We start from the raw sequence: 23,192 nt of genomic DNA, 5'->3' as shown, positions 1-23,192 counted from the left end.
AATCCACGAGCCGCCCCCGGATTTTCCTTTTCCCTGTGGATAAAGCCCGCCTGTGGATAAAACGTCCTTCGTTCGGGCCATTCGGAGCCACTCTCCCGGGGGACATTCGACACCCGTTCAGCGGAAGAGCTGATGAATTGCACCCGCCGGCCACCCACCCGTGAGCAGCGCCGTTCGCCCATTGTCGGCAGCTCGGGGTTACATGGACGGCATGCAGCAGCCGCAGAACCACACCACCGCCACCGACGCCACCACCACGGCCGGCACCGGCAGCGCGACAGCCGCCGACCGCGCCGAGGTCCGGGCGCGGGCCGAGGCCGTCCTGCGCGAACTCGCCGGGCCCGCCGCCACCCTCCGCGAGGACCAGTGGACGGCCATCGAGGCCCTGGTCGTCGACCACCGCCGGGCCCTCGTGGTGCAACGCACCGGCTGGGGAAAGTCCGCCGTCTACTTCATCGCCACCGCCCTGCTGCGGGCCCGCGGCGCCGGTCCGACGGTGATCGTCTCCCCCCTGCTCGCCCTGATGCGCAACCAGGTCGAGTCGGCCGCCCGGGCCGGCATCAACGCCCGCACCATCAACTCGGCCAACACCGACGAGTGGGACGCCGTCCAGGCCGAGGTCGCGGCGGGCGCGGTGGACATCCTGCTGGTCAGCCCCGAGCGCCTGAACAACCCCGACTTCCGGGACCAGGTACTCCCCAAGCTCGCCGCCTCCACCGGCCTGCTGGTGGTGGACGAGGCGCACTGCATCTCCGACTGGGGCCACGACTTCCGCCCCGACTACCGCCGGCTGCGCACCATGCTCGCCGACCTCTCGCCGGGCGTCCCGGTGCTGGCCACCACCGCCACGGCCAACGCCCGCGTCACCGCCGACGTCGCCGAGCAGCTCGGCACCGGCACCACCGACGAGCACGCCCTGGTGCTGCGCGGCCCGCTGGACCGCAAGAGCCTCACCCTGGGGGTGCTCGCCCTGCCCGACCCGGCGCACCGGCTGGCCTGGCTGGCCGACCACCTCGACCGGCTGCCCGGCTCCGGCATCATCTACACCCTCACGGTCGCCGCCACCGACGAGGTGACGGCCTTCCTGCGCGAGCGGGGCTTCCCGGTGGCCTCGTACTCCGGCCGCACCGAGGACGCCGAGCGCCGCACCGCCGAGGCGGACCTGCTGGCCAACCGGGTCAAGGCGCTGGTCGCCACCTCGGCGCTCGGCATGGGCTTCGACAAGCCGGACCTCGGATTCGTGGTGCACCTGGGCTCGCCCAGCTCGCCGATCGCCTACTACCAGCAGGTCGGCCGGGCCGGCCGTGGCGTCGACCGGGCCGAGGTGCTGCTGCTGCCCGGGCGCGAGGACGAGGCGATCTGGCGCTACTTCGCCTCCCTGGCCTTCCCGCCCGAGGAGCAGGTCCGCCGCACCATCGACGCCCTCGCCGAGGCCGGCCGGCCGCTCTCCACCGCCGCCCTGGAGCCCCGGGTGGACCTGCGCCGCGCCCGGCTGGAGACCATGCTCAAGGTGCTCGACGTGGACGGCGCGGTGCACCGGGTCAAGGGCGGCTGGACGGCCACCGGGCAGAGCTGGGCGTACGACACCGCCCGGTACGCCAAGGTCGCCGCCTCGCGCGAGGCGGAGCAGGCGGCGATGCGCGAGTACGCGGCGTCGACCGGTTGCCGGATGGAGTTCCTGCGGCGGCAGCTGGACGACGAGCAGGCCGAGCCGTGCGGCCGCTGCGACAACTGCGCCGGACCGCTGCACACCCCGGAGGTCTCCGCCGCGGCGCTGGACGCGGCGCGGGCCGCGCTCGGCCGGCCCGGCGTCAGCTTCGAGCCTCGCCGGCTCTGGCCGACCGGGATGGACGCGCTGGGCGTGCCGCTCAAGGGCCGCATCCCGGCGGGCGAGCAGGCCGAGACGGGCCGGGCGCTGGGCCGGCTCTCCGACATCGGCTGGGGCAACCGGCTGCGGACGCTGCTGGCCGACCAGGCGCCCGACGTTCCGGTGCCCGGGGAGGCGGTGGACGCCCTGGTGGCGGTGCTGAGCGACTGGGCGCGCGGCCCCGGCGGCTGGGCCGGGCCCGCGACGACCGAGGGAGTCCGGCTCGACCGGCCGGTCGGCGTGGTGACCATGGCCTCGTCGCGCCGACCGCAGCTCGTCGGCAGCCTCGGGGCCCGGATCGCCGAGATCGGCCGGCTGCCCCTGCTCGGGCACATCGAGTACGCGGCCGGACGGTCGCCGCAGGGCGGGCGCAGCAACAGTGCCCAGCGCCTGCACGCACTGGCCGGAGCGCTCGCGCTGCCGCCGGAGGTGGAGGCGGCGGTGGCCGCGGCGGGCGGGCCGGTGCTGCTGGTCGACGACCTGGTCGACTCCGGGTGGACGGTCACCGTCGCCGCCCGCCTGCTGCGCAAGGCCGGGGCGAGCGCCGTCCTGCCGCTGGTCCTGGCCGTACAGGGCTGAGCCGGCGGTACGCGGGGCTCCGGCGAGCGGGGAGCCGGGGCCAACCGGGAGGTGCGAAGCGGGCCGGAACGAGCGGAGGGAGGTGGGACTGCGCTCGTGATCGGCGGGAAGACGGTGACGGAGCCTGGGGTTCCGGCACTGACCTACACCCGAATGGAGTAATGCGGCCGCAGTGCGGACGATCTGCGGGAACCGGCGGCACCGACCGGGCAAAGGGAGGGGCGACCATGCGAAAAGTACTCCGCACCGGCCTTCGGGTGCTCCGGATCACCGCCTCGCGAGCCGTGGGTGACGGTCACGCCGAGGGGGAATATATCCGGCAGAACGTTGGCTTTCGGGCGGCGTTCATCATTTCATCATTGCCGCTCCACCCCCGCTGCCCTGAGAATTGGACCGTACCCGGAACCCGGTCCGCTGGACCAGGGCTTCGACGTACACACGTACCCGCGCATCCGTGGGTCGGGAAGGAGGATCGTGATCAACGGTATCGGCCGAGGTCAGTATCCCCTCGCCCGGGGTTCGGAGCCCAGACGGGTGTGCGACCTGGAGACGTGGGCTGCCTCGGGGATCCCGTCGCTGCGCGACCCGCGCGAGTTCGTCCTGGAACTGCACCGGCGCCACCTGCCGCAGCCCGGCACGGTCGTGGTCACCGTGCTGGACGCCTCGCACCGGCTGAACGCCTCGGCGTCCTTCGTTCCCCGGCCGCGCCACACCGACGGCTGGGAGCACCGCAACGCCCTCCTGGCGCACCTGCGGCAGGTCACCCCGCACGACCTGCGCCGGACCACTCCGGCCAGAACGGCCGTGCTGCTGCGCTGCCGGGAGGGCTCGGCGGGCTGGACGGCCCAGGACGGCGCCTGGATGTGGGCCCTGCAGGACGCGGCCGCCCTGCACGGACTGCGCTGCGGTTCGTACCTCACGCTGACCCCGGCGGGCTGGCAGATCCTCGCCGACGGCCGGAGCGGACGCAATCCGCACTCGGGCTCGTGGGCGGACGGGCCGGTCCGCACCGTGACCGAGCTGCCGCCCCGCCCGGCACTGGAGAGCGCGCGGGGGCAGCGCCCCCTGCGCCAGTCCGAGCGCCCGTGGACCGGCGCACGGGTCAGCGCGATCGAGCCCGGCCGGCGCACCGGCACCTACTGAGGCCACGCCCTCGGGCAACGGGCCGCCGCCCACCCGTGCTTCGGGGCCCGGGCACCACGGGCACGCCCACAGGTGGCGGCACGGGTCGGAACGGCACGGGTCGGGCCCGGCACCTGGTGGTGCCGGGCCCGAGGGTCGACGGGTGTCAGGCGGACACGGGGCGGCCGGCCGGTACACCGGCGGCCTCGGCGGCGGGGCCGGCGTCACCGCAGACCACCAGGAGCTCGGCCGCCCGGCCGCGCGCCTCGGTGAACGCCTTGGCGGCACGGTCGGCGCTGCCGCCGTTGACCACCAGCACGACCACGGCACGGCGGGCCGGCCGGGTCAGCGCGGCGTCCGCGTAGAACACGTCTCCCCCCTCGGCGAGTTGCGCCCAGTAGCGCTCCTCGCCGAAGGAGAGTTCGTGCCGCTGCCAGGGGTGCGGTTCGCCGACCGTCAGCACCAGGACGGCGCCCGGGTCGCGGCCGGAGTCCAGCAGCCGGTCGACCGCCTCGTCGGCGCGCTCCAGCGCCTGCGCGGCGGTGGCGGACAGGAGTTGGACCGCGACCTGCGGTGCCGCGGGCGCCGGACGGCGCGGACCGGGCTTGGGGATCCCACCCGGCCGGGGCTGCGGCCCCGGGCGCCCGGCACCCGGCGGCGCCGGGCGCGCGGGTGCGGGTCGTTGGCCCGGCACCGGGGCCGGGGCTGCGGTGACGGTCGACGGTGCGGAAGGAGTCGCGCTGCCGGAGGCAGGCGTACGGGGGGCTTGTGCGTCCGACTCGCGGGGGAAGGGAACGCCGGGGCCCGGGAGGCTCTCGTGAATCTCCGGCTCCTCGGGGAAGACAGGCATACCCGGATATCTATCAAATGCCGGTCGGGCGCGCACGGGCGCCCCACCCATTGGGCACGGAAGCCCTCCGCCCCCACCCGGGTCAAGGGACGACGAAACGTCAGAAACCGAGCGTCAACTGCTCGTCCGCGGGACCCGCCGAGCCCGGTGCGCCGACACCGACGGCGGCCCTGGTCCGCTTCAGGTGGCGCCATCGGGGCAGCCCGTCCAGGTAGGCCCAGGAGAGCCGGTGCTGTTCGGTCGGGCCGAACTCCGCCAGCGCGGTGCGGTGCACCGGGGAGGGGTAGCCGGCGTTGTCGGCGAAACCGTACTCGGGGCAGGTCTCGCCGAGTTCGGCCATCAGGCCGTCGCGGTGGACCTTGGCGAGCACCGAGGCCGCCGACACGCAGATGCAGGACTGATCGCCCTTGATGACCGTGCGTACCCGCCACGGGCCGCCCAGGTAGTCGTGCTTGCCGTCGAGTATCACCGCGTCCGGTTCGACCGGCAGCGCCTCCAGGGCGCGCACGGCGGCCAGCCGCAGCGCCGCGGTCATCCCCAGCTCGTCGCACTCCAGCGCGGAGGCGTGACCGAGCGCGTACGCGGTGACCCAGTCGGCGAGGACGGGGGCCAGCGCCTCGCGGCGCAGCTCGGTGAGCAGCTTGGAGTCGGTCAGGCCCTCCGGGGGCTTGCGCAGTCCGGTGACGGCGGCACCCACGGTGACCGGTCCGGCCCAGGCGCCGCGCCCGACCTCGTCGAGACCGACGACGATCTTGGCGCCGGCCCGGCGCAGCGAGCGCTCGACGGAGTGCGTCGGCGGAACGATGGGCATCGCGGAGTCCTTCGGCTGGGGCAACCTCCAGCGTAAGCCCCGCCCGGAACCGCCCCGACCAGCCGGCCCCCGGTGACCTCGCCGCCCGGAACCGCCCCGACCAGCCGCCCCCGGCGACCTGGCGCCCCGGCCGCCAGGCACACCACCCGGACCCGCCCCCCGCCCCCGGCAGCGCGCGTCAGCGGCGGATCAGCGGCACCAGGACCTCGTCCACCAGCTCGACGGCGAATCCGCGCCCGAGCTGCCGGCCGCAGACCTTGACCCGGTACATCAGCATCGCGGGCGCCACGTCGGCGACCAGCGGGCTGACCGCGCCGGGCCGGACGTCGCCGCGCTCCGCTCCCCGCCGCAGGATCTCCAGGATCGTGTCCTTGGTCGGCTCGACCACCCGCTGGACGATGAAGTCCTTGAACAGCTCCGCCTGCTCGTGCTCCAGCTCGGCCATCAACGCGTGCATGGCACCGCCCGACCGGGAGGTCATCGCCTCGGTGAAACCCTGGATGAGCAGCAGCAATTCGGCACGGGCGGACCCGAGGTCGGGGGTGTCGGAGGGCCGTGGCAGAGTGGAGTCCAGGGCGTCGATGACGAGTTCGACCTTGGACGCCCAGCGCCGGTACAACGCGGCCTTCCCGGTCCGCGCGGCCCCGGCGACGCCTTCCATCGTCAGCCGTGCGAATCCGCCGGAGGTGAGCTGGTCGAGCACGGCCTCGAAGATCGCGCGTTCCAGCTCCTTGCCCCGGCGCCGCATCGGCCGGGACAGCACCTCGGCGGCCACCTTCATCGGACAGTGCGACGCCGGCCCGGCCACCGGGACGACGATCCTCGGCACGGGCACGGCCGGACCGCCCTCCGCCGGGCACTCCACGGCTCCCTCCGCAGACCCCGGGAACTGCTCGCCGGCCCGGTCCGCGACCTGGTCGCGCGGCCGCTCGACGGGCCGCTCGGCCGCCCGGCCGCCCGGCCGTTCTGCCGCCTGGCGCCGTACCAACTGATCCATCGTCACCAACCTTAGGGAACGCTTGCGTTCACAATCTCGCCCAGGATATCGTCCAGGCTAGTGAACGATCCCGTTCCTTCATAGCCCGCGGGACGCCGCGGGAACGCACTGGACCTCGGGTCCACAGCATACGAAGCAGTAGCCAGCAGGGGGCACTAACTTGGCTATCTCCGACACGCTCAGCAAGAACTCTCCACCGCAAGGCAGCCAGGGCAGGCGCAAGGGCATCACCCTGACCGTCATCGCCGCGACGCAGCTGATGGTCGTCCTCGACGCCACCATCGTGAACATCGCGCTGCCGCAGATCAGGGACGCGCTGAACTTCTCCACCACCAACCTGTCGTGGGTGATCAACGCCTACACGCTGACCTTCGGTGGCTTGCTGCTGCTCGGCGGCCGCGCGGGCGACATCCTCGGCCGTCGCCGGGTGTTCATCGCCGGCACGCTGCTGTTCGGGCTGGCCTCGCTGCTCGGCGGCTTCGCGCAGGACGGCGGCATGCTGCTCGCCGCCCGCGCGCTCCAGGGCATCGGCGGCGCGATATGTTCGCCGACCGCGTTCGCCCTGATCGCCACCAACTTCGACGAAGGGCCCGAACGCAACAAGGCCTTCGGGGTCTTCTCGGCGGTGGCCGGTTCGGGTGCGGCCATCGGCCTGCTGGCCGGTGGCGTGCTGACCGAGTACCTCGACTGGCGCTGGGTGTTCTTCGTCAACGTGCCGATCGCGATCCTGATCGCCGTCGCCGCGCCGCGCTACATCGCGGAGTCGGAGCGCCGCGCCGGCCGCTTCGACCTGCCCGGTGCGCTCACCTCCACGCTGGGGCTGGTCAGCCTGGTCTACGGATTCATCCGGGCCGCCTCGGACGGCTGGACGGACCCGGTGACGCTCGGCTCCTTCGCGGCCGGCGTGCTGCTGGTGGCCGCGTTCCTGGTGATCGAGAACCGCACCGCGCAGCCGATCACCCCGCTGCACCTGTTCGCCAACCGCAACCGCACCGGCGGCCTGGTGATGATGCTCTGCCTGGCCGCGGCCATGTTCGGCATCTTCTTCTACGTCACGCTCTTCGTGCAGGGACCGCTCGGCTACAGCCCGCTGAAGGCCGGCTTCGCCTTCCTCCCGATCAGCGTGTCGATCATCATCGCCGCGCAGGTCGCCTCCACCCTCCAGGCCAAGTACGGCCCGAAGCCGTTCATGGCCGGGGGTGCGCTGTTCGTCACCATCGGGCTCACCTGGCTGACCCAGATGAACGCGGACAGCGGCTACATCGACGGGGTGCTCGGCCCCACGGTGGTGTTCGGCTTCGGCATGGGTCTGACCTTCGTCCCGGTGATGCTGCTCGCGGTCGCCGGGGTGGCCGGCGAGGACACCGGCGCCGCGTCCGGCCTGCTCAACTCGATGCAGCAGATCGGCGGGTCGCTGGGCCTGTCGATCCTCACCACGGTGTTCGCGCACTACGCCACCGCGGAGGCCAAGGTGCAGCTGCCCGGCTTCATGGCCTCGGCCACGCCGGAGCAGAAGGCGGCGTTCCTGGAGAAGAAGGAGTTCCCCAAGGGCACCGACGCGGCCAACCAGGTACTCGCTCATGGCATTTCGCACGGCTTCATCGTGGGCGCGGTGCTCGCCGGGCTCGCCCTGGTGGTCGCGGTCACCGTGATCAGGGCCAAGGCGGAGGACCTGGCGTCGAACACCTCCGGCATCGCGATGCACTGACGCGACACCGACACCGACGCGACGCCGACGCGACACCGAGCCCGACACCGCAGCGACGCGGCGCCGACGCGACACCGGTCGGAGCGGCCGCCGACGGCGGGACCGTCCGGATGCCGCACCGACCGCGGAACACCACGAGGGCCGGCCGGGAGCTCACCGCTCCCGGCCGGCCCTCGCGCGTCGGGCCACCTCCGCCCCCGCGCCACACGGCGGCACGGCGGCACGGCCCACCGGGCCGGCTCAGTGCCGCTCGGCGGCCTCGCCCTCCCGGTACCCGTCCCACAGGCCCGCCCGGGCGCAGGCGTCGCCCGCCGCCGACACCTCGTCCGCCAGCGGACGCTCGGCGAGGATGTCCCGCGCCCGGGAGGCCCCGAGGTTGGTCGCGTACCAGGGCACGGCCTCCTCGGCCTGGGTCCGCATCAGCTCCAGCGCGCAGGTCCGGTAGTCCTTCGGCAGCCGGTCCAGGGCCGGGACGGCGTCGAGCGAGAGGTCCCGGACGTTGCGCAGGTCGATCTGCTGGGTCCGCTCGAAGCGGGCCACGTTCTGCTCGGCGATGATCGCGTCCGGCCCCATCAGTCCGTACACCGCGGCCGTCAGCATGCCGCTGAGCACCACGGCGCGCGGCAGCCAGGCCGCCGAGCGGACCAGCCCGGCCGTGATCAGCAGCAGGAAGACGACGCCCAGCCAGACCTCGACCACCAGCACCCAGAGCCGGAGCCTGGTCAGCCCGGAGGCGTCGACGTAGAACCACATCCGGCCGAGGGCCGAGGCGACCACGACGAGGGTGAGCAGGCAGAGCGCGCCGAGCAGGATGCGGACCAGCCGGCGGTCCGCCGCGGTGCTGCGCGGCGCCCAGCGCTTGGCGATGCCCACCACGACCAGGGTCAGCACGGTGACGGCGGTCAGCTGCCAGAAGCCCTGCCGGGCGTACTCGGACCGGCTCATCCCGGTGTTCCGCACGATCGAGTCCCGGCCGCCGAGCACCACCACGGCCTGGATCAGCGCGAACGCGCCGAACATCAGGTTGAGCGCGACCAGCGGCAGCGCCCACTCCAGCCGGCCGCGCTCGCGGCCCGGCCGGACCACCGTGCGGTCCCAGCGGCGCGGGCCCGCCGCGATGTGGGCGAAGCCCAGCGCGACGACCGTGCCGAGGACGAACAGCACCGCGCGCAGCGGGAACTCACCCAGGTCCAGGTCCGGGATGAGCGCCTCCAGGACGTCGGCCATGGCGGCGTCGGCACTGGCGAACAGCGAGCCGAAGACGGCCAGCAGCACCCCGGCCACCAGGACCGCCTTCAGGACCGGGGCGACCCTGCCCCGGCCGGCCGGGCTGATGCGGCGCACGGCGGCGGCGGCCCAGCCCAGACCGGGCACCAGCTGCCAGAGGATGCCGGGCAGCGCGAGCAGCACGCCCGCCCAGCGGCGTCCGCCGTGCAGCGCGAGCGAGGCCAGGCCCAGGGCGCAGAGCGTCGACAGCATCGTCGGCCAGCCGGCGTCGGAGAGTGCCGGGACGGCGAGCAGGGCGAGCGCCAGCGCGCTCCAGAGCAGCGTCCAGCCGCGCACCCGGCGACCGGCCGAGCGGGCCGCCAGGCCGGCCCCGACGGCGGCGGCCACGCCGCAGATCAGCAGGTTGACGCCGAGTCCGCGGTTGACCAGCAGGGAGACCAGCAGGCCGGTCACCAGGGCGGCCGCGAGCACCCGGGGCGTGGCCGGGGCCTTGGGGCCCGGGTCGCTGGGGCGCAGCCACGAGAAGGGCGACGGGGCGGGGCGGCCCGGTGCGCGGTAGGGGTTCGTGCCGTCGGCCGCTCCCGGCCACGACGCGCCGGGAGCGGCCGGTCCGGGAGCGGACTCGGCATGCTGGGGGCCCGCCTGCTGCCCCGGGCCGCCGGGAGCGCGGTACGGGTCGGATCCGGACGGTCCGCCGGCCGGGGCGGGTGTGGAGTGACCGGGCATGAGTTCCCCCTCGAAGGGTCTGCGGGCATGCGGAAGCAGCCCACGGGGCAGTCCGCCGGCAGGCGCCTGGGCGCCGCGACTGACGCCGACTGTAGACCATTCTGAACAGGTTCAAAAAACCCCGGGGCGCCTCCGTCACAAGGCTGTGACAGAGGCGCCCCGGGGGCGCCGTGCCGCGGGTGCGGGCGGGTCGGGTCGTCAGTAGGAGCCGTAGAGCGAGTACCGCAGCGTGTCCTTCACCGCCGGTCCGAACTCAGCCGGCCAGGTGCCGAAGGGCACCACCGCGTTGCTGTAGGCGCCCGAGCCGGTCGGGCCGGTGGAGTAGTTCATGTTGTTGACCGAAGCACCCGTCCCGTTGCTGTTGTAGACCAGCCAGTACGCGGTGTTCGCGGTGAGGTCCGCCGTCAGCGGCACGGTGTTCCAGGCGTTGGCGGTCAGCGTGCCGCTGCCGGTCGCCGCGACCAGGGTGCCCGGTGAGCCGCCCGCGTCGGTGTAGACCGCCAGCTGGTACTGGTTGTTCGGCGCCGCGCTGACCGGGCCGGTGTGCACGCTCAGCGCGGTGAGCGGCACCGGGGACGCCCCGGTGGTGACCCGGCTGCCGTTGAGGTGGTGGGAGTCGGTGTCGTCGATCAGCGAGCCCACGACCGGGTTGCCGAGCGTCCTGGGCGGCGCTCCCCCGGTGGTGAAGGAGATCGCGTACGGGCTCGCCAGCGCGTTGCCGGAGGTGTCCCGCACCCCCTGGACGCTCGCGGTGTAGCCGGTGGTCAGCGCCAGGGGGGCGCTCGGTGTGAAGACCACGCCGTTGGCGGCGCCGTCGTACACCACCGAGCCGGCCACGGCGGCGCCGGCGGCGGTCCGCAGGGTCACCGTGGAGGCCGTCACGCTCGCCTGGTCCAGCGGCTCGCCGAACGAGAAGCGCACCGCCGTCCCCGCCGCCACCCCGGTGGCACCGCCGGCCGGGGTCGTCCCGGTGACGGCGGGCGGGGTGGTGTCCCGGCCGTACGAAGCCGTGTAGGAGCCGACCGCCCCGTCGAAGAACGCGTACGCCACGCCCTTGACCGTCTCGATCCGGTACGGGACGCTCCGGCCGCCCGAGGAGATGCCGGTCAGCGTGCCGGAGGCGGCGGAGACGGGCAGCATCGCCCGCAGCCCGTTGGCCCCGCCGGTGATGTCGAAGGTCAGGCTGCCGCCGTTCCAGGCCAGCTTGGTGAACGCCGAGCCGTTGCGCCCGTCCAGCCAGGTGAGCATCTGCCGCCCGGAGACCACCGGGACGCCGCGCGCCTTCGCGGCGGTGATGATCGCGTCCGAGGCGGCGGAGGCCGCGAAGTCGGTGTGGATGTTGGCGGTCAGCGCCGCGTAGTAGCCCGTGCCGCCGTAGGCGGCGTCGAGCAGCGTGGTGATGGTGCCGGGGTAGGACTGGCCGGACTCGTCGGTCAGCTGGGTGGTGGCCTGGTACTCGTCGATCACGCTGCCGTCGGTGTCGGCGAAGCGCATGATCTGACCGGTGCCGTTGAAGTAACCGGGGCGGTCCTTGGTGAAGTTGGAGGGGTAGAAGTAGTAGTCGGTGTCGAGCCGGATGCCGTTGGCCAGCTTGGTCTTCGCCTGCGTCGCCCAGTCGTCCCACTCCACGCAGTGCGTACGGCTGCTCGAAGGGTTCGGCAGCGAGGGGTACTCGGCCCGCCAGTTGGACAACTGGTCGGCGTAGTAGCCCTGCAGGGCGGAGGCGCTGCCCCAGGGACGGCAGTTGGTGGTGACGTGGACGCCCACCTCGAAGCCCTGGTCGGTGTAGGCCTGCGCCTGCGCCGGGGTCAGCGGATCGTCGGTGTAGATGTACGAGGAGCCGCGCACGCACTCCCAGTCGGCGACGCTGCAGCCGGGCGGGCTCTGCGCCGAGTAGCCGTCCCAGCGGCCCGCCGTGCCGCCGACGCCGTGGTCGTCCCCGGTCATCACCACCACGGCCTTGACGTCGCGCGGGAAGTACCAGAAGCGTGGCAGCGGCTTGCGGGCGGAGTCGAGCAGGGTGATCAGGTTGGCCAGCAGCCGCTGCTGCTCGTCGGCGATCGGGATCAGCGCCTTGTCCAGGTCGTTCCAGTCCGGCCGGCCTCCGGTACCGAAGAACATCTCGGAGGCCTCGTAGCCGTCCGTGCCGTCCCGCTGCTGGCCGGCCCAGGCCGCGTTGCCCTGCCGGGTCTGCACCACCGACCTGGCCAGGTCGTAGCTGAAGGCGGCGGCCCGCCCGCTGCCGGCCGTCCGCAGGGTGACCGCCGGGTTGGCGGTCGCGGTGGCGGCGTCGCTGTACAGGGCGGCGACGGTGGTGGCGCCGTTGAGCGCGTAGAGGTCGGCGGCGCCGTGGTAGCCCATGGTGTCGCCGGTGATCCCGGCGCCGGGGGCCGCGGAGGTGTCCACCTTGAGGTAGGCGTCCGCGCGGGTACCGGCGGTGGGGGTGAGGCCGAACAGCGGCGCGAGCTGCTTGTCGGGGCGCATCGCCACCAGCCGGCCGCCGCCGTCGGTCCAGGTGGTGAACAGCGCGGCCTGCGCCGCGGTGAGCGGCATCTCGCCCAGCAGCACCACGTCGGCGGAGGCCAGCACCGAGCCGGTCACCGCCGAGATGTCCACCGTGCGGTAGTCGTTGAGGCCCTCCGCCTTGAGGATCTCGGCCAGGTAGCGGGTGTACGGGTTGGCCTGGCTGGTGACCAGCAGGATCGGACCCTCGGCGCCCGGGCCGGCGCCCGGCGGCGGGGGCGGCGGGGTCTGCTCCGCGGTGTAGGTCGCGTAGATCGAGAAGCTGAGACCGCTGGACGTCACCGCGCCGAAGTCGGCGGGCCAACTGCCGAACGCCCGGCCGCCGTTGCCGTACACGCTGGTACCGCCGGGGCTGTAGCGCAGGTTGTTGACGGCGGCGCTGCCGCCGTTGCTGTTGTAGGCCAGCCAGTACGCGGTGTTCGCGGTGAGGTCCGCCGTCAGCGGCACGGTGTTCCAGCTGTCGGCGGTGAGCGTCGCCGTGGCGCTGCCGGCCAGCAGTGCGCCCGGGCTGCCCCCGTTGTCGCGGTAGACCGCCACCTGGAACCGGTTGTTCGGCGCCGCGTCCACCGCGCCCACGTAGACGCTGACGCTGCTGACCGTACCGCCGGCCGCGCCGGTGACGTACCGGGACGCGTTGAGGTGGTTCGAGTCTCCGGAATCGGTGGACGGACCGACCGCCGTACTGCCCAGGGTCACCGTGGCGGCCACCGCCGGAGCGGCCGCCGGGCCGGCGACCACCGCCACGGCGGTGGTGAGGGCGGCCAGCAGGCCCCCGAGCCTGCCACGCCGTCCGACGCCCGCCCGAATGCCTGTACCTGCCATGACCGCCCCCCACGCACCTCGGCCAACTGCCCCTATCGGTGTACCGGTTCGGCGCCGACCGTGTCCACGGAACCGCCACATCCCGTGCCGATCGGGACTATCCCTTGACCGAACCGGCCAGCAGGCCGCGGACGAAGTACCGCTGGAGGCCGAAGAAGACCGCCAGGGGGATGACGATCGACAGGAACGCGCCGGCCGTGAGCAGCTCCCAGCGGCCGCCGAAGGAGCCGGAGAGCTGGGCCAACCGGACGGTCATCGGCGCCACTTCGGGCGTTCCCCCGGCGAAGGTCAGCGCGACCAGCAGGTCGTTCCAGACCCAGAGGAACTGGAAGATGGCGAACGAGGCCAGCGCCGGCGTGCAGAGCGGCAGCACGATCGACCGGAAGATCTTGAAGTGCGAGGCGCCGTCCACCACCGCCGCCTCCATCAGGTCCCGCGGCAGCTGGGCGATGAAGTTGTGCAGCAGGAAGATCGCCAGCGGCAGCGCGAACATGGTGTGCGCGAGCCAGACCGGCGCGTAGGTGCCCTTGAAGTCCACCGCCGGGACGACGGTCAGCGAACCCAGGTGCGCGCCGCCGGAGAAGAGCCGCAGCAGCGGGATCAGCGCCATCTGGATCGGCACCACCTGGAGCGCGAACACCACGAAGAACACCGTGTCGCTGCCCCGGAACCGCACCCAGGCCAGGCCGTACGCGGCCATCGCGGCCAGCACCAGCGGGAAGAGCGTCGCCGGGACGCTGATCGCCAGCGAGTTGACCAGGAAGGGCATCAGGCCAGTGGAGACACCGGAGCCGCCCTCGAACAGCACGGTGTGGTAGTTGGAGAGGCCGAGGTCCGGGTGGAGGAAGACGTTCCACCAGCCGTCGGCGGTGACGTCCTGCTTGGGCCGCAGCGAGGTGGCGAGCAGCCCCAGGGTCGGGACGGTCCACAGCACCGTCACCGCGATCACGAAGACCGAGGAGAGCGGGCTGGTGAACGCCTGCCGGACCGGGCCCCGGCGCCCGTCCGGGAGCCGGCGACCGCCGCGCCGGCCCGCGCGCGACGGTCGCCGGTCACCGGCCGGACGCCGGCCGCCCGTGGCCGGACGCTCGCCGGTCGGACGCCGGCCCGTGGTCGGACGGTGCTCGCTCATCGGACTCCGCGCTCCTTCCGCAGCTGGAGGATGTTGTAGGCCACCAGGGGCAGCACCGCGAGGAAGAGGATCACCGCGAGCGCGCTGCCCCGCCCGGTGTTGAACTGCACGAAGGACTGCGAGTACATCTCGTTGGCCAGCACCTGGGTGCCGAAGTTGCCGCCGGTCATGGTGCGGACGATGTCGAAGGCCTTGAGCGTGGTGATCATGACCGTGGTGAGCACGACCACCACCGTGGTGCGGATCATCGGCACCGTGACGTACCAGAACAGCCGCGCCCCGCCCGCCCCGTCCAGCCGGGCCGCCTCGGTGACCTCGTCCGGGATCGCCTTGATCGCCGCCGAGAGGACGACCATCGCGAAGCCGGTCTGCACCCAGACCATCACCGCCATCAGCAGGAAGGTGTTGAGCGGCTGGGAGAGCATCCAGTTCGGCGGGTGCTCCCAGCCCAGCGTGATGGCGAGCTGGCTGAGCAGGCCGATCTGCGACTGGGCGGCGTCGCGGGACTCGTAGACGAACTTGAAGATGATCGAGGCGCCGACCAGCGAGATGGCCATCGGCATGAAGATCAGCGACTTGTAGACCGCCTGACCGCGCATCCGGTCCACCAGCAGCGCCAGCACCAGCCCCAGACCGGTGGCCGCGAGCGGCGCCACCACCAGCCACAGCAGGGTGGTGACCAGGATCTTCTGGACCGAGTCGGTGGTGAACGCCCAGCCGAAGTTCTCGCCGCCCACGAAGCGGCTGCTGTCGTCGTTGTAGAGGCTCAGGTAGACGGTGCGGACCAGCGGGGCGACCAGGCCGACGAGCAGCAGCAGGACGGCCGGGCCGAGGAAGACCCCGACGGCCAGCGGGCGGGCGATCCGGCCGGAGGCCCGACCGGCCACCAGGAAGACCAGCAGCAGGATGCCCAGGAAACCGGCGACGGCGCCGAAGCTGTTGCCGAACTTGACGGCGGCGTCGCCCCAGGCGCCGTCGGCGAGCGCGGTGGCGGTGAGGGACATGGCTGCGCGTCCTTTCCCTGCCACGGGCAGGAAGGAGGGGCGGGCGGTGCGGGTGGGTGGCCCCGCACCGCCCTCGACAGGTGGTCCTTGGCGGTCGGAGACCGCTACCGGGGCCGGGCCGCGGTAGCGGTCGGACCCGTTACTGCGGCCAGGCCGCGTCGATGTCGGCGGCGGTCTTCTGGATGGACTGGCCCTCGGCGAACCAGGCGGTCAGCGACTTCCACTCCTGCCCGGCGCCGACCGCGGCCGGCATCAGGTCCGAGCCGTCGAACCGGAAGGTCGCCGCCGGGTCGGTGAGCGCGTCGGCGGAGAGCCGGTCGATCGGATCGGTGTACAGGCTCTTGTCCACGCCCTGGTTGGCGGAGACCCAGCCGGTGGCGGTCTTCACCCGGCTGCTCGCCCAGTCCGGGCTGGACAGGTAGTTCTGCACGGCCTGCACCTCGGGCCGGCTCGCGAACGCCGTCACGAACTCCCCACCGCCCTCCACCGGGCTGGCCACCTGCGGGTTCACGGCCGGCAGGCGGAAGGCGAAGATGTCGCCGTCCGGGCCGACCTTGGTGTCCTTGGGCCACTGCGCCTTGTAGAAGGACGCCTGCTGGAGCATGAGGCACTTGCCGGTGAGGATCGGGGCCCCCGCGTCCTGGAAGGTCGTGGTGGCGATCGACTTCACGTCACCGTACCCGGCGTTGACCCAGGCGGGGTTCTGCATCCAGTCCGCCACGGTCCGCATCGCGGTGGTGATCTTCTCGTCGGAGAACTTCACCTGGTGGTTCACCCACTGGTCGTACACCTCGCCGCCGTACGAGCCCAGCACCACCTCCTCCAGCCAGTCGGTGGCCGGCCAGCCGGTGGCCGTCCCGGAGGCGATCCCGCCGCACCACGGCTTCGCGGCACCGGCCTTGGCGATCCGGTCGCTGAGCGCCATCAGGTCGGCCCAGGACTGCGGCACCTCGTAGCCGGCCTGCTTGAAGGCCTTGGGCGAGTACCAGACCAGGGACTTCATGTTGGCGCTCATCGGCGCCGCGTAGAAGGTGCCGTTGACCGAGCCGTAGGTCTTCCAGACCGGGCTCCACTTGTCCTGGTTGGTGACGGTCTGCGCGGGGGGCTTGGCCACCTTGCCGCTCTTGACCATCTGGGCCAGCAGGCCGGGCTGCGGGATGATCGCGAAGTCCGGGGCGTTGCCGCCGGTCACCCGGACCGGCAGCTGGGACTCGAAGTCGTTGGAACCCTCGTAACTGATCTTGATGCCCGTGCACTTGGCGAACTCGGCCCAGGACTTCTCCAGGTTGTCCGACTCCGGGCTGAGGATCGACGCGAAGACCGTCACCGTGGTGCCGGAATGCCCGGCGTACGGCTGGTACTTGGCGCAGTCACCGGCCAGGGTCTCGCCCCCGCCGCCCGAACCGCCGCCGGAGCTCGAACTGTTGGAGCAGGCCGCGGTCAGGGCCAGCGCCGCCAGCAGGGCGGGCACGGCGACCAGACGGCGGGACCTCGCGGACGGCGTGGTCGGGGTGGGGGTCAATGCGGTCCTCCTCGCCAGGGCGCACGAGCGCCGGCAGTACGACAGAACGACATTGCGCTGTACCGGAGATCGACATGGACGCGGCGGGCCGCCGGTTTGACGACGTTAACGCAGCAGCCCCCCTCCGCCAAGGTCCGCGTTCGACCTTCATCGGCACGTGCCCCAGTTGTGACCCGGAGATCCGCCCCGGCCGCCGGCCGGTTCCCCGTCCGGGCGGGCGGGGAACCGGCCGGCGCCGGGCGCGCTCAGAAGAGCCGGACCGGCAGCTCCCGCAGCGAGTTGACCACCAGCGAGGGGCTCGGCCGCAGGTCCTCGTCGGGCACCGCCAGGGACAGCTCAGGGAACCGCTCGAACAGCGCCGGCAGCGCGACCCCCGCCTCCAGCCGGGCCAGCGGCGAGCCCGGGCAGACGTGCGGACCGTGGCCGAAGGAGAGATGACGGCTCGGGTCCCTGGTGATGTCGAACAGCTCGGCCGTCACCCCGTGCTGGGCGGGATCCCGGCCGATCGCGTTGTAGGAGATCAGCACCGGCTCGCCGCGCGGGATCACGACCTCGCCGACCTCGATGGACTCGGCGGCGAACCGGAACAGGAAGTTGCTGGTCGGCGGCGTCCACCGGAGCGACTCCTCGACCACCGCGTCCCAGGACACCGTGCCGGCCCGGACCAGCTCCAGCTGGTCCGGGTGGGCGAGCAGCGCCCGGACGGCGTTGCCGATCAGGTTCACCGTGGTCTCGTGGCCCGCCGCGATGATCACCCGCAGGGTGGCCGCCGCCTCCGCGTCGCTCAGCGCCCCGCCCTCGGCGTCCGCCGCCAGCAGCGCACTGGCCAGATCGTCACCGGGCTCCGAACGGCGCTTCGCCACCAACTCGTCGACGAAGGCGTTCAGCCCGGCGATGGTCGCCTGGATGCCGTCGGGGTTGGGCCGGATGCCGAAGAACTCCTCGTAGAGCCCCCGCAGCAGGGCGTGGTCGGACTCCGGAACGCCCAGCAGCGAACAGATCACCGTCATCGGCAGCGGGAAGGCGAAGACCGACTTGAGGTCCACCACCCGCTCCCCCGCGGCCAGGACGTCCAGCAGGCCGTCGGTGATCTCCCGCACCCGGGGACGCATCAGCTCCACCCGGCGCGGCGTGAACGCCTGCGCCACCAGCGTCCGCAGCCGCCGGTGCCGGGCGCCGTCGGTGGTCACCATGCTCGGGCCGGGCACGGCCAGGCCGATCAGCGGCCACGTCTTCGGCACGTCGCCGCGCTGGTAGGCCGCCCAGTGCGCGGCGTCCTTCACCAGCCGGGGGTCGGTCAGCAGGTCGCGCGCGGCCGCGTGCCGCGTCACCGCCCAGGCGGCGACGCCGCCGGGCAGCTCCACCGCCACCGCCGGGCCGGCGGCGCGCAGCAGCGCGCCCTCGGCGGCGTTGTCGCGCGCCAGCGGGTCGAGGGCTATCGGGGCGGTCATCGGCACAACTCTCCTTGGCTTCCTGATTCCTGTCCGGTGTTCTTGCCGGCGGGCTCCGGCGTCTCGCTGCCGGGCTGCGGCGGGGGTCCGGCGTGCGGATTCCGGGGTGCGGGGTCCGGGGTGCGGGTTCCGGCGGGCGCGGCGGGCCCGGGGCCGCGCGGCCCCGGGGGTCAGACCGCGTAGCCCGGGGTGAACGACACCGGCAGTGCCACCAGCCCGCGCACCCACGCCGACGGCCGCCACACCAGCGCGTGCTCGGCCACCGCCAGCCGGAGGTCCGGCAGGCGGTCCAGCAGCACCTCGATCGCCGTGGTGGCGATCACCTCGGCCGCCTCCTGCGCCGGGAACGGGCACCCGTGCTCGCCGTAGGAGTAGCTCATGTGCGCCCGGTTGCCCTCCGCCGGGCTGCCGTCGGCCTGCCGCACCGCCGGGTCCGCGTTCGCCCCCGCGAAGCCGAGCAGCAGCATGTCCCCCGCGGCGATCCGCTGGCCGCCGAGCTGGGTGTCCCGGACCGCCCAGCGCCCGGCGAAGATCTGCGTCGGGGTGTCCTCCCAGAGCGCCTCGTTCAGGGCCTGGTTGATGCTGCGCCGGCCGCCGGAGAGCGAGGCGGCGAACCGCTCGTCGGTGAGCATCAGCCGCAGCGCGTTGGAGATCCAGTACGAGCACGGCTGGTGGCCGGCGATCAGCAGGACGCGCAGGTCGCGCATCACCTCGTCGTGGTCCAGGCCCGCCTCGTGCAGCAGCATCCGCGAGGCCAGGTCGTCGGACGGCCGCTCGGCCTTCTCCCGGACCAGGTCGAGCATCACGCCGAGCAGCCGCTGCGCGCCGGCCGGGGCGTCCGCCCCGCCGTCCAGCATCGCCAGCAGCCCGTCGATCAGGACGGGCGCCTGCTCCTCGCTCAGCCCGAGCAGCCGGCAGAGCACCAGCAGCGGCATCCGGTGCGCGTACTCGGCGACCAGCTCGGCCTCACCGCGCCCGGCGAACCCGTCGATCAGCCGGTCGGCGATCTCCTCGCAGTGCTTGCGCAGCTCGTACGGGTCGACGGCGGCCAGCGCGTCCGTGACGGCCCGCGAGCGGCGGACGTGCTCCTCACCCTCGGCGTACAGGATCGACGGCACCGGCGCCATCATCGGCTTCAGCGGCCAGTCCTCGGGGATGCTCTCCCAGGCGTTCCAGCGGGTCGAGTCGCGGCCGAACAACTGCGGCTGGCCGGTCACCAGTTGCAGCTCCCGGTAGCCGATGACCAGCCAGGCGGGGACACCCCCGGCGAGCTCGACCGGAGCCACCGGACCGTGCGCGGCCCGCAGCTCGCGGTACAGCTGGGACGGGTCGGTCTGGAAGCGCGGCCCGTACAGCGGGGTGGCACCGGCGTGCGCCGGGCAGCCCGGCGGCGGGGTGGCGGCGGGCTCGGTCACGGGGTGCTCTCCTCGTACGGGGACGGGTGGGTGGCGCCGGCGACAGCGACAGCGGACACGGCGACCGGGGCGACCGGGGCGGCCTCCGGACGGGCAGCCGGACCGCTGCCGGCCTCCACCCGGGCGGCCAGGTGCCGGACCAGCTCGATCAGGACCTGCTTGCTCGACTCCCGGTCGCGCGCGTCGCAGTCCACCAGCGGCACCTCGGCGGGCAGGTCGAGCGCCGCGCGCACCTGCTCCAGGCTGTGGCTCGGATCGCCGAAGTTGTTGCGGGCCACGATGAACGGCGTGCCGTGGTGTTCGAGCCGGTCGATGGCGTACCAGGACTCCTCCAGCCGCCGGGTGTCCACCAGGACGACCGCGCCGAGCGCCCCGCTGAACAGGCGGTCCCAGAGGAACCAGAAGCGCTCCTGCCCGGGCGCGCCGAACAGGTACAGCACCTGGCTCGCGGAGAGCGTGATCCGGCCGAAGTCGAACGCGACCGTGGTGGAGCGCTTGCCCCAGGAGCCCGAGGGGTCGTCGATGCCCTCGCCCGCCTTGGTCATGGTCTCCTCGGTGTTCAGCGGACGGATCTCGCTGACCGCACCGACCAGGGTGGTCTTGCCGACGCCGAACCCGCCGACCACGACGATCTTCAGCGCGTTGTCGGCGGTACCGCGCAGCGGGGTGCGCCGGGGCCCGGGGGCCTCAGAGCTGTTGGAGTCCATGCAACACCTGCTTCAGCGTGTCGAGATCGGGCAGCCGGGCCTTGTTGGGAGCGAACCGGGGGTGCCGGGCGGTGACCGCCCCGGACTCCAGCAGGTCCCCGAGGAGGATCTTCACTGCCGAGACCGGCAGCGCCAGCTCGGCGGCGACCTCCACGACGGCGGTCGGGGCCTCGCACATCCGCAGGATGCGGGCGTGCTCCGACTGCATGCCCGGGTCCGGCTCCCGCTCGGCGACGATCAGGGTGACCAGGTCGAAGGCGTTCTCCGGGGAACGGCTGCGGCCGCGGGTGATGGTGTAGAGGCGGTCCGGGTCGTCGTCACGGCCCGGCAGGACCGGCCGCCCGCTCATACCCGGGCGCTCTCTTGGACCACCGCGTCCGTATCCGCCCCGGCACCCGCGTCGTCGCGGGCCGGAGCACTGAGGTGGACGCCGATCTGCTCGATCAGACCGTGCATGTTGTGGCCGACCACGCCCACGTCCGCCTCGTCGTCGGTGACCACGGCGAGGTGGGCGCCCTCGCCGGCCGCCACGATGCAGAGGATGCCGCCGTGGAACTCGGTCATCGACTGCCGCACGCCGCCGCTGCCGTCGCCGAACTCGATCGAGGCGCCGTGCGCCAGGCTCTGCATCCCGGAGGCGATCGCGGCCAGCTGGTCGGCCTGATCGGCGCCGAGCCCGGCGGTGTGGCAGAGCCTGAGGCCGTCGGCCGAGAGCACCAGGGCGTGCCGGGCGCCGGGGGTGGCGGTCAGCAGGTTCTCCAACAGCCAGTCGAGGTCACGGTCGATAACGCTGCTCATCAGGAGTCCTTCTCGGTGACGGGGGAGGCGTCGGGCGTGGTGTCCGTGGTCGGTGCGGTCGGCGTGGTGTCCGTGGTCTTTGCGGGGGTCGCGGCCGGTGCGGGGGGCGTGGCCGGTGTGGGGGTCGCAGCCGGTGCGGGGGGCGTGGCCGGTGCGGGGGGCGTGGCGGGTGCGCTGCCGTTCCCGGCCTGCTGGGCGGCGCGCCGGAAGGCGCCGAACCGGGCGGCGGCGCTCACCGCGTCGGCGCGGACGGGCTTGGCGGCCGGAGCCGGTGCCGCGGTGGTGGTACCGGTGGCGGCGAGCGTCTGCCCGCGGCGGCGCTGCGGCAGACCGCTGTCGGCGACCTCCACCGGTACCGGGGCGGGCGAGGTCGCCGGAGCGGACGCCGGCGCGGCGGCGGGCCTGGCCGGCAGCAGCGCCGGCGGGCCGGCATGCGTGAGCGCCGGGCGCGACGGAGCGGGCGCCGCCGCCCGGGCCGCGGCGGGCACCGGAGCGGGCGCCGGTGCGGCGTGCGTCACCAGCTGCTGCGGGATGAGCATCACCACCCCCGTGCCACCGCGCGCCGACGGCCGGAAGGAGATCTGCAACCCGTACTTGCGGGCCAGCGCGCCGACCACCGCGAGGCCGAGCCGCGTCCCCGCGGTGAGCGTGGTGAGGTCCAGGGGCTCGGCGGAGACGGCCCGCTCGGCCCGGCGCAGCCAGCTCTCGCTCAGCCCGAGGCCACTGTCCTCGACGGTGACCGCCAGTCCGGCCGGCACCTCCTCGACGTAGACGTGCACCTCGGCCGGCGGGGCGGAGAAGTTGGTGGCGTTGTCCAGCAGTTCGGCCAGCGCGTGCATCACGCCCTCGGCGGCGAACCCGGCCACGGCCGCCGTGCTGGCGTTGTGCAGCCGGACCCGCTGGTAGGCGCCGATCCGGCCGAGCGCCCCGCGCAGCACCGACTCCACCGCGATCGGCTTGGCCCAGCGCCGGCCCGAGCGGGCGCCGGTGAGCACGGCGATGCTGTCGGCCATCCGGCCGGCCTGGGCCGTGGAGTGGTCCAGTCGCAGCAGGTCGCCGAGGACCTCCTCGTCGTGCCGGTGCTGCATCTCGCGCAGCTCGGCGTGCATGCTCGTGGCGAGTGCCTGGACCCGCCCGGCGGCGGTCGCGCAGACCGCGAGGGCGGCGGCCCGCAGCCGCTCGCCCCGGCCGATCTCCTCGGCGAGGGCCCGCAGCAGCGCGTACTGGGGGTGCGTGCGGTGCGCCGCGAGCGCGCTGTCCACGGACGCGCCGTCCCGGAGCTTCTTCACCACCTCGGGCAGGACGGACCCGGCCAGCCGGTCCAGTGCGGCTCGCTCCGCCCGCTCGGCCTCCAGTTCGGTCCGCACCCGGGCCAGCTCGGCCTGCGCGGCCAGCACCTCGGCCTCGGCGTCCGCCTGCGCGGTCCGGGCCACCTCCCGCGCCGTCTCGGCGGCGGCGGCCCGCTCGCGGGCGCTCGCCCCGGCGGCGTCGGCCGCGGCGGTCAGCGCGCGGGCCGCCCCGGTCTCCTCCCGCTGCGCGGCGAGCTCCTCCGCCAGTCGGCGGGCGCGCTCGGTGGCGGTCGCCGCCAGTCCGACCGCGATCAGCCAGAGCACCGCGACCGCGCAGACCGCGGCGACGGTCAGCGGCTGGTGCGCCGACAGGGCCCGGCCCGCGGCCACCGGGGCGGCGATGCCCGCCAGCAGTACGGCCGCCGCGGTGAGGGCCGCGGTGCGCGGGGCCGGGCGCCGGAGCGCCGTGCCGTCGGGGCTGGTGCGTTCTCTCATCGATGCGGTCCTCGGCAGCGGCGGGCGTCGACGGGCGGACGCCGACAGCGGGGGCGGGCGAACGCGCGACCGCCCGGCCGACGTAGTGAAACGTCTCCGGGCGGCTGATCGGTTCACGCTTTCGGCCGATCATATCCATTCAGCTCC

General features: G+C 73.7%; 17 protein-coding genes. 3 read left to right on the top strand and 14 right to left on the bottom strand.

Annotated elements, in window-relative coordinates:
* The first annotated feature begins 211 nt into the window (after positions 1 to 211).
* Both ACZ4UX_RS24965 and ACZ4UX_RS24960 read left to right on the top strand, forming a co-directional pair.
* A complete protein-coding gene (locus ACZ4UX_RS24965) occupies positions 212 to 2,446 on the top strand; it encodes a RecQ family ATP-dependent DNA helicase (RefSeq protein WP_465708291.1) in 2,235 nt (744 codons plus the stop codon).
* 534 nt (positions 2,447 to 2,980) lie between these two features.
* Positions 2,981 to 3,589 carry a hypothetical protein gene (locus tag ACZ4UX_RS24960; RefSeq protein WP_465708290.1) on the top strand — a complete coding sequence of 203 codons (609 nt, stop codon included), beginning with the start codon at positions 2,981 to 2,983 and terminating at the stop codon, positions 3,587 to 3,589.
* A 145-nt stretch (positions 3,590 to 3,734) separates the two neighbouring features.
* On the opposite strand, the gene ACZ4UX_RS24955 is transcribed toward ACZ4UX_RS24960, so the two are convergent.
* The 3 genes from ACZ4UX_RS24955 to ACZ4UX_RS24945 all read right to left on the bottom strand — a co-directional run bounded on the left by ACZ4UX_RS24955 (position 3,735) and on the right by ACZ4UX_RS24945 (position 6,226).
* Positions 3,735 to 4,262: a hypothetical protein gene (locus tag ACZ4UX_RS24955; RefSeq protein ID WP_329489855.1), complete on the bottom strand. Its 528-nt coding sequence runs from the start codon at positions 4,260 to 4,262 to the stop codon at positions 3,735 to 3,737.
* Positions 4,263 to 4,518: 256 nt separating this feature from the next.
* A complete protein-coding gene (locus ACZ4UX_RS24950; protein ID WP_465708289.1) occupies positions 4,519 to 5,229 on the bottom strand; it encodes a ribonuclease HII in 711 nt (236 codons plus the stop codon).
* Positions 5,230 to 5,407: 178 nt separating this feature from the next.
* Complete coding sequence (locus tag ACZ4UX_RS24945) at positions 5,408 to 6,226, bottom strand: TetR/AcrR family transcriptional regulator (protein WP_465708288.1); 819 nt, start codon at positions 6,224 to 6,226, stop codon at positions 5,408 to 5,410.
* A gap of 160 nt (positions 6,227 to 6,386) precedes the next feature.
* On the opposite strand from ACZ4UX_RS24945, the gene ACZ4UX_RS24940 reads away from it, so the two are divergent.
* Entirely contained in the window at positions 6,387 to 7,934 is a 1,548-nt protein-coding gene (locus ACZ4UX_RS24940) for an MFS transporter (RefSeq protein WP_380390945.1), read from the top strand.
* A gap of 240 nt (positions 7,935 to 8,174) precedes the next feature.
* Here the strand turns inward: ACZ4UX_RS24940 and ACZ4UX_RS24935 are convergent, their stop codons facing one another.
* The 11 genes from ACZ4UX_RS24935 to ACZ4UX_RS24885 all read right to left on the bottom strand — a co-directional run bounded on the left by ACZ4UX_RS24935 (position 8,175) and on the right by ACZ4UX_RS24885 (position 23,045).
* Positions 8,175 to 9,887 (bottom strand): DUF4153 domain-containing protein, encoded by a 1,713-nt coding sequence (locus ACZ4UX_RS24935; RefSeq protein WP_465708287.1) that lies wholly within the window; start codon positions 9,885 to 9,887, stop codon positions 8,175 to 8,177.
* Between the two features lie 198 nt (positions 9,888 to 10,085).
* On the bottom strand, positions 10,086 to 13,232 hold the full coding sequence (locus ACZ4UX_RS24930) for an Ig-like domain-containing protein (RefSeq protein WP_465708286.1): 3,147 nt from the start codon (positions 13,230 to 13,232) through the stop codon (positions 10,086 to 10,088).
* 97 nt (positions 13,233 to 13,329) lie between these two features.
* Complete coding sequence (locus ACZ4UX_RS24925) at positions 13,330 to 14,364, bottom strand: carbohydrate ABC transporter permease (protein ID WP_465708285.1); 1,035 nt, start codon at positions 14,362 to 14,364, stop codon at positions 13,330 to 13,332.
* Positions 14,361 to 15,368, bottom strand: a complete 1,008-nt coding sequence (locus ACZ4UX_RS24920; RefSeq protein WP_359806465.1) for a carbohydrate ABC transporter permease — start codon at positions 15,366 to 15,368, stop codon at positions 14,361 to 14,363. The genes ACZ4UX_RS24925 and ACZ4UX_RS24920 overlap by 4 nt, the downstream gene beginning before the upstream one ends.
* A 139-nt stretch (positions 15,369 to 15,507) precedes the next feature.
* Positions 15,508 to 16,890, bottom strand: a complete 1,383-nt coding sequence (locus ACZ4UX_RS24915; protein ID WP_465708284.1) for an ABC transporter substrate-binding protein — start codon at positions 16,888 to 16,890, stop codon at positions 15,508 to 15,510.
* 245 nt (positions 16,891 to 17,135) lie between these two features.
* The gene (locus tag ACZ4UX_RS24910) at positions 17,136 to 18,341 is read right to left on the bottom strand and encodes a cytochrome P450 family protein (protein ID WP_465708283.1); all 1,206 of its coding nucleotides are present in this window, start codon (positions 18,339 to 18,341) and stop codon (positions 17,136 to 17,138) included.
* A 170-nt stretch (positions 18,342 to 18,511) separates the two neighbouring features.
* A complete protein-coding gene (locus ACZ4UX_RS24905) occupies positions 18,512 to 19,756 on the bottom strand; it encodes a cytochrome P450 (RefSeq protein ID WP_329489846.1) in 1,245 nt (414 codons plus the stop codon).
* Positions 19,753 to 20,463, bottom strand: a complete 711-nt coding sequence (locus tag ACZ4UX_RS24900; protein WP_329489845.1) for a GTP-binding protein — start codon at positions 20,461 to 20,463, stop codon at positions 19,753 to 19,755. The genes ACZ4UX_RS24905 and ACZ4UX_RS24900 overlap by 4 nt, the downstream gene beginning before the upstream one ends.
* On the bottom strand, positions 20,444 to 20,812 hold the full coding sequence (locus ACZ4UX_RS24895) for a DUF742 domain-containing protein (protein ID WP_329489844.1): 369 nt from the start codon (positions 20,810 to 20,812) through the stop codon (positions 20,444 to 20,446). The genes ACZ4UX_RS24900 and ACZ4UX_RS24895 overlap by 20 nt, the downstream gene beginning before the upstream one ends.
* Positions 20,809 to 21,261, bottom strand: coding sequence for a roadblock/LC7 domain-containing protein (locus ACZ4UX_RS24890; RefSeq protein ID WP_352294721.1), 453 nt, complete (start codon positions 21,259 to 21,261; stop codon positions 20,809 to 20,811). The genes ACZ4UX_RS24895 and ACZ4UX_RS24890 overlap by 4 nt, the downstream gene beginning before the upstream one ends.
* Positions 21,261 to 23,045, bottom strand: a complete 1,785-nt coding sequence (locus tag ACZ4UX_RS24885) for a sensor histidine kinase (protein WP_465708282.1) — start codon at positions 23,043 to 23,045, stop codon at positions 21,261 to 21,263. The genes ACZ4UX_RS24890 and ACZ4UX_RS24885 overlap by 1 nt, the downstream gene beginning before the upstream one ends.
* Positions 23,046 to 23,192: the final 147 nt, after the last annotated feature.

This window comes from Kitasatospora sp. NPDC028961 (genome assembly GCF_055564815.1).
This window is presented reverse-complemented; position numbering and strand designations above follow the sequence as displayed.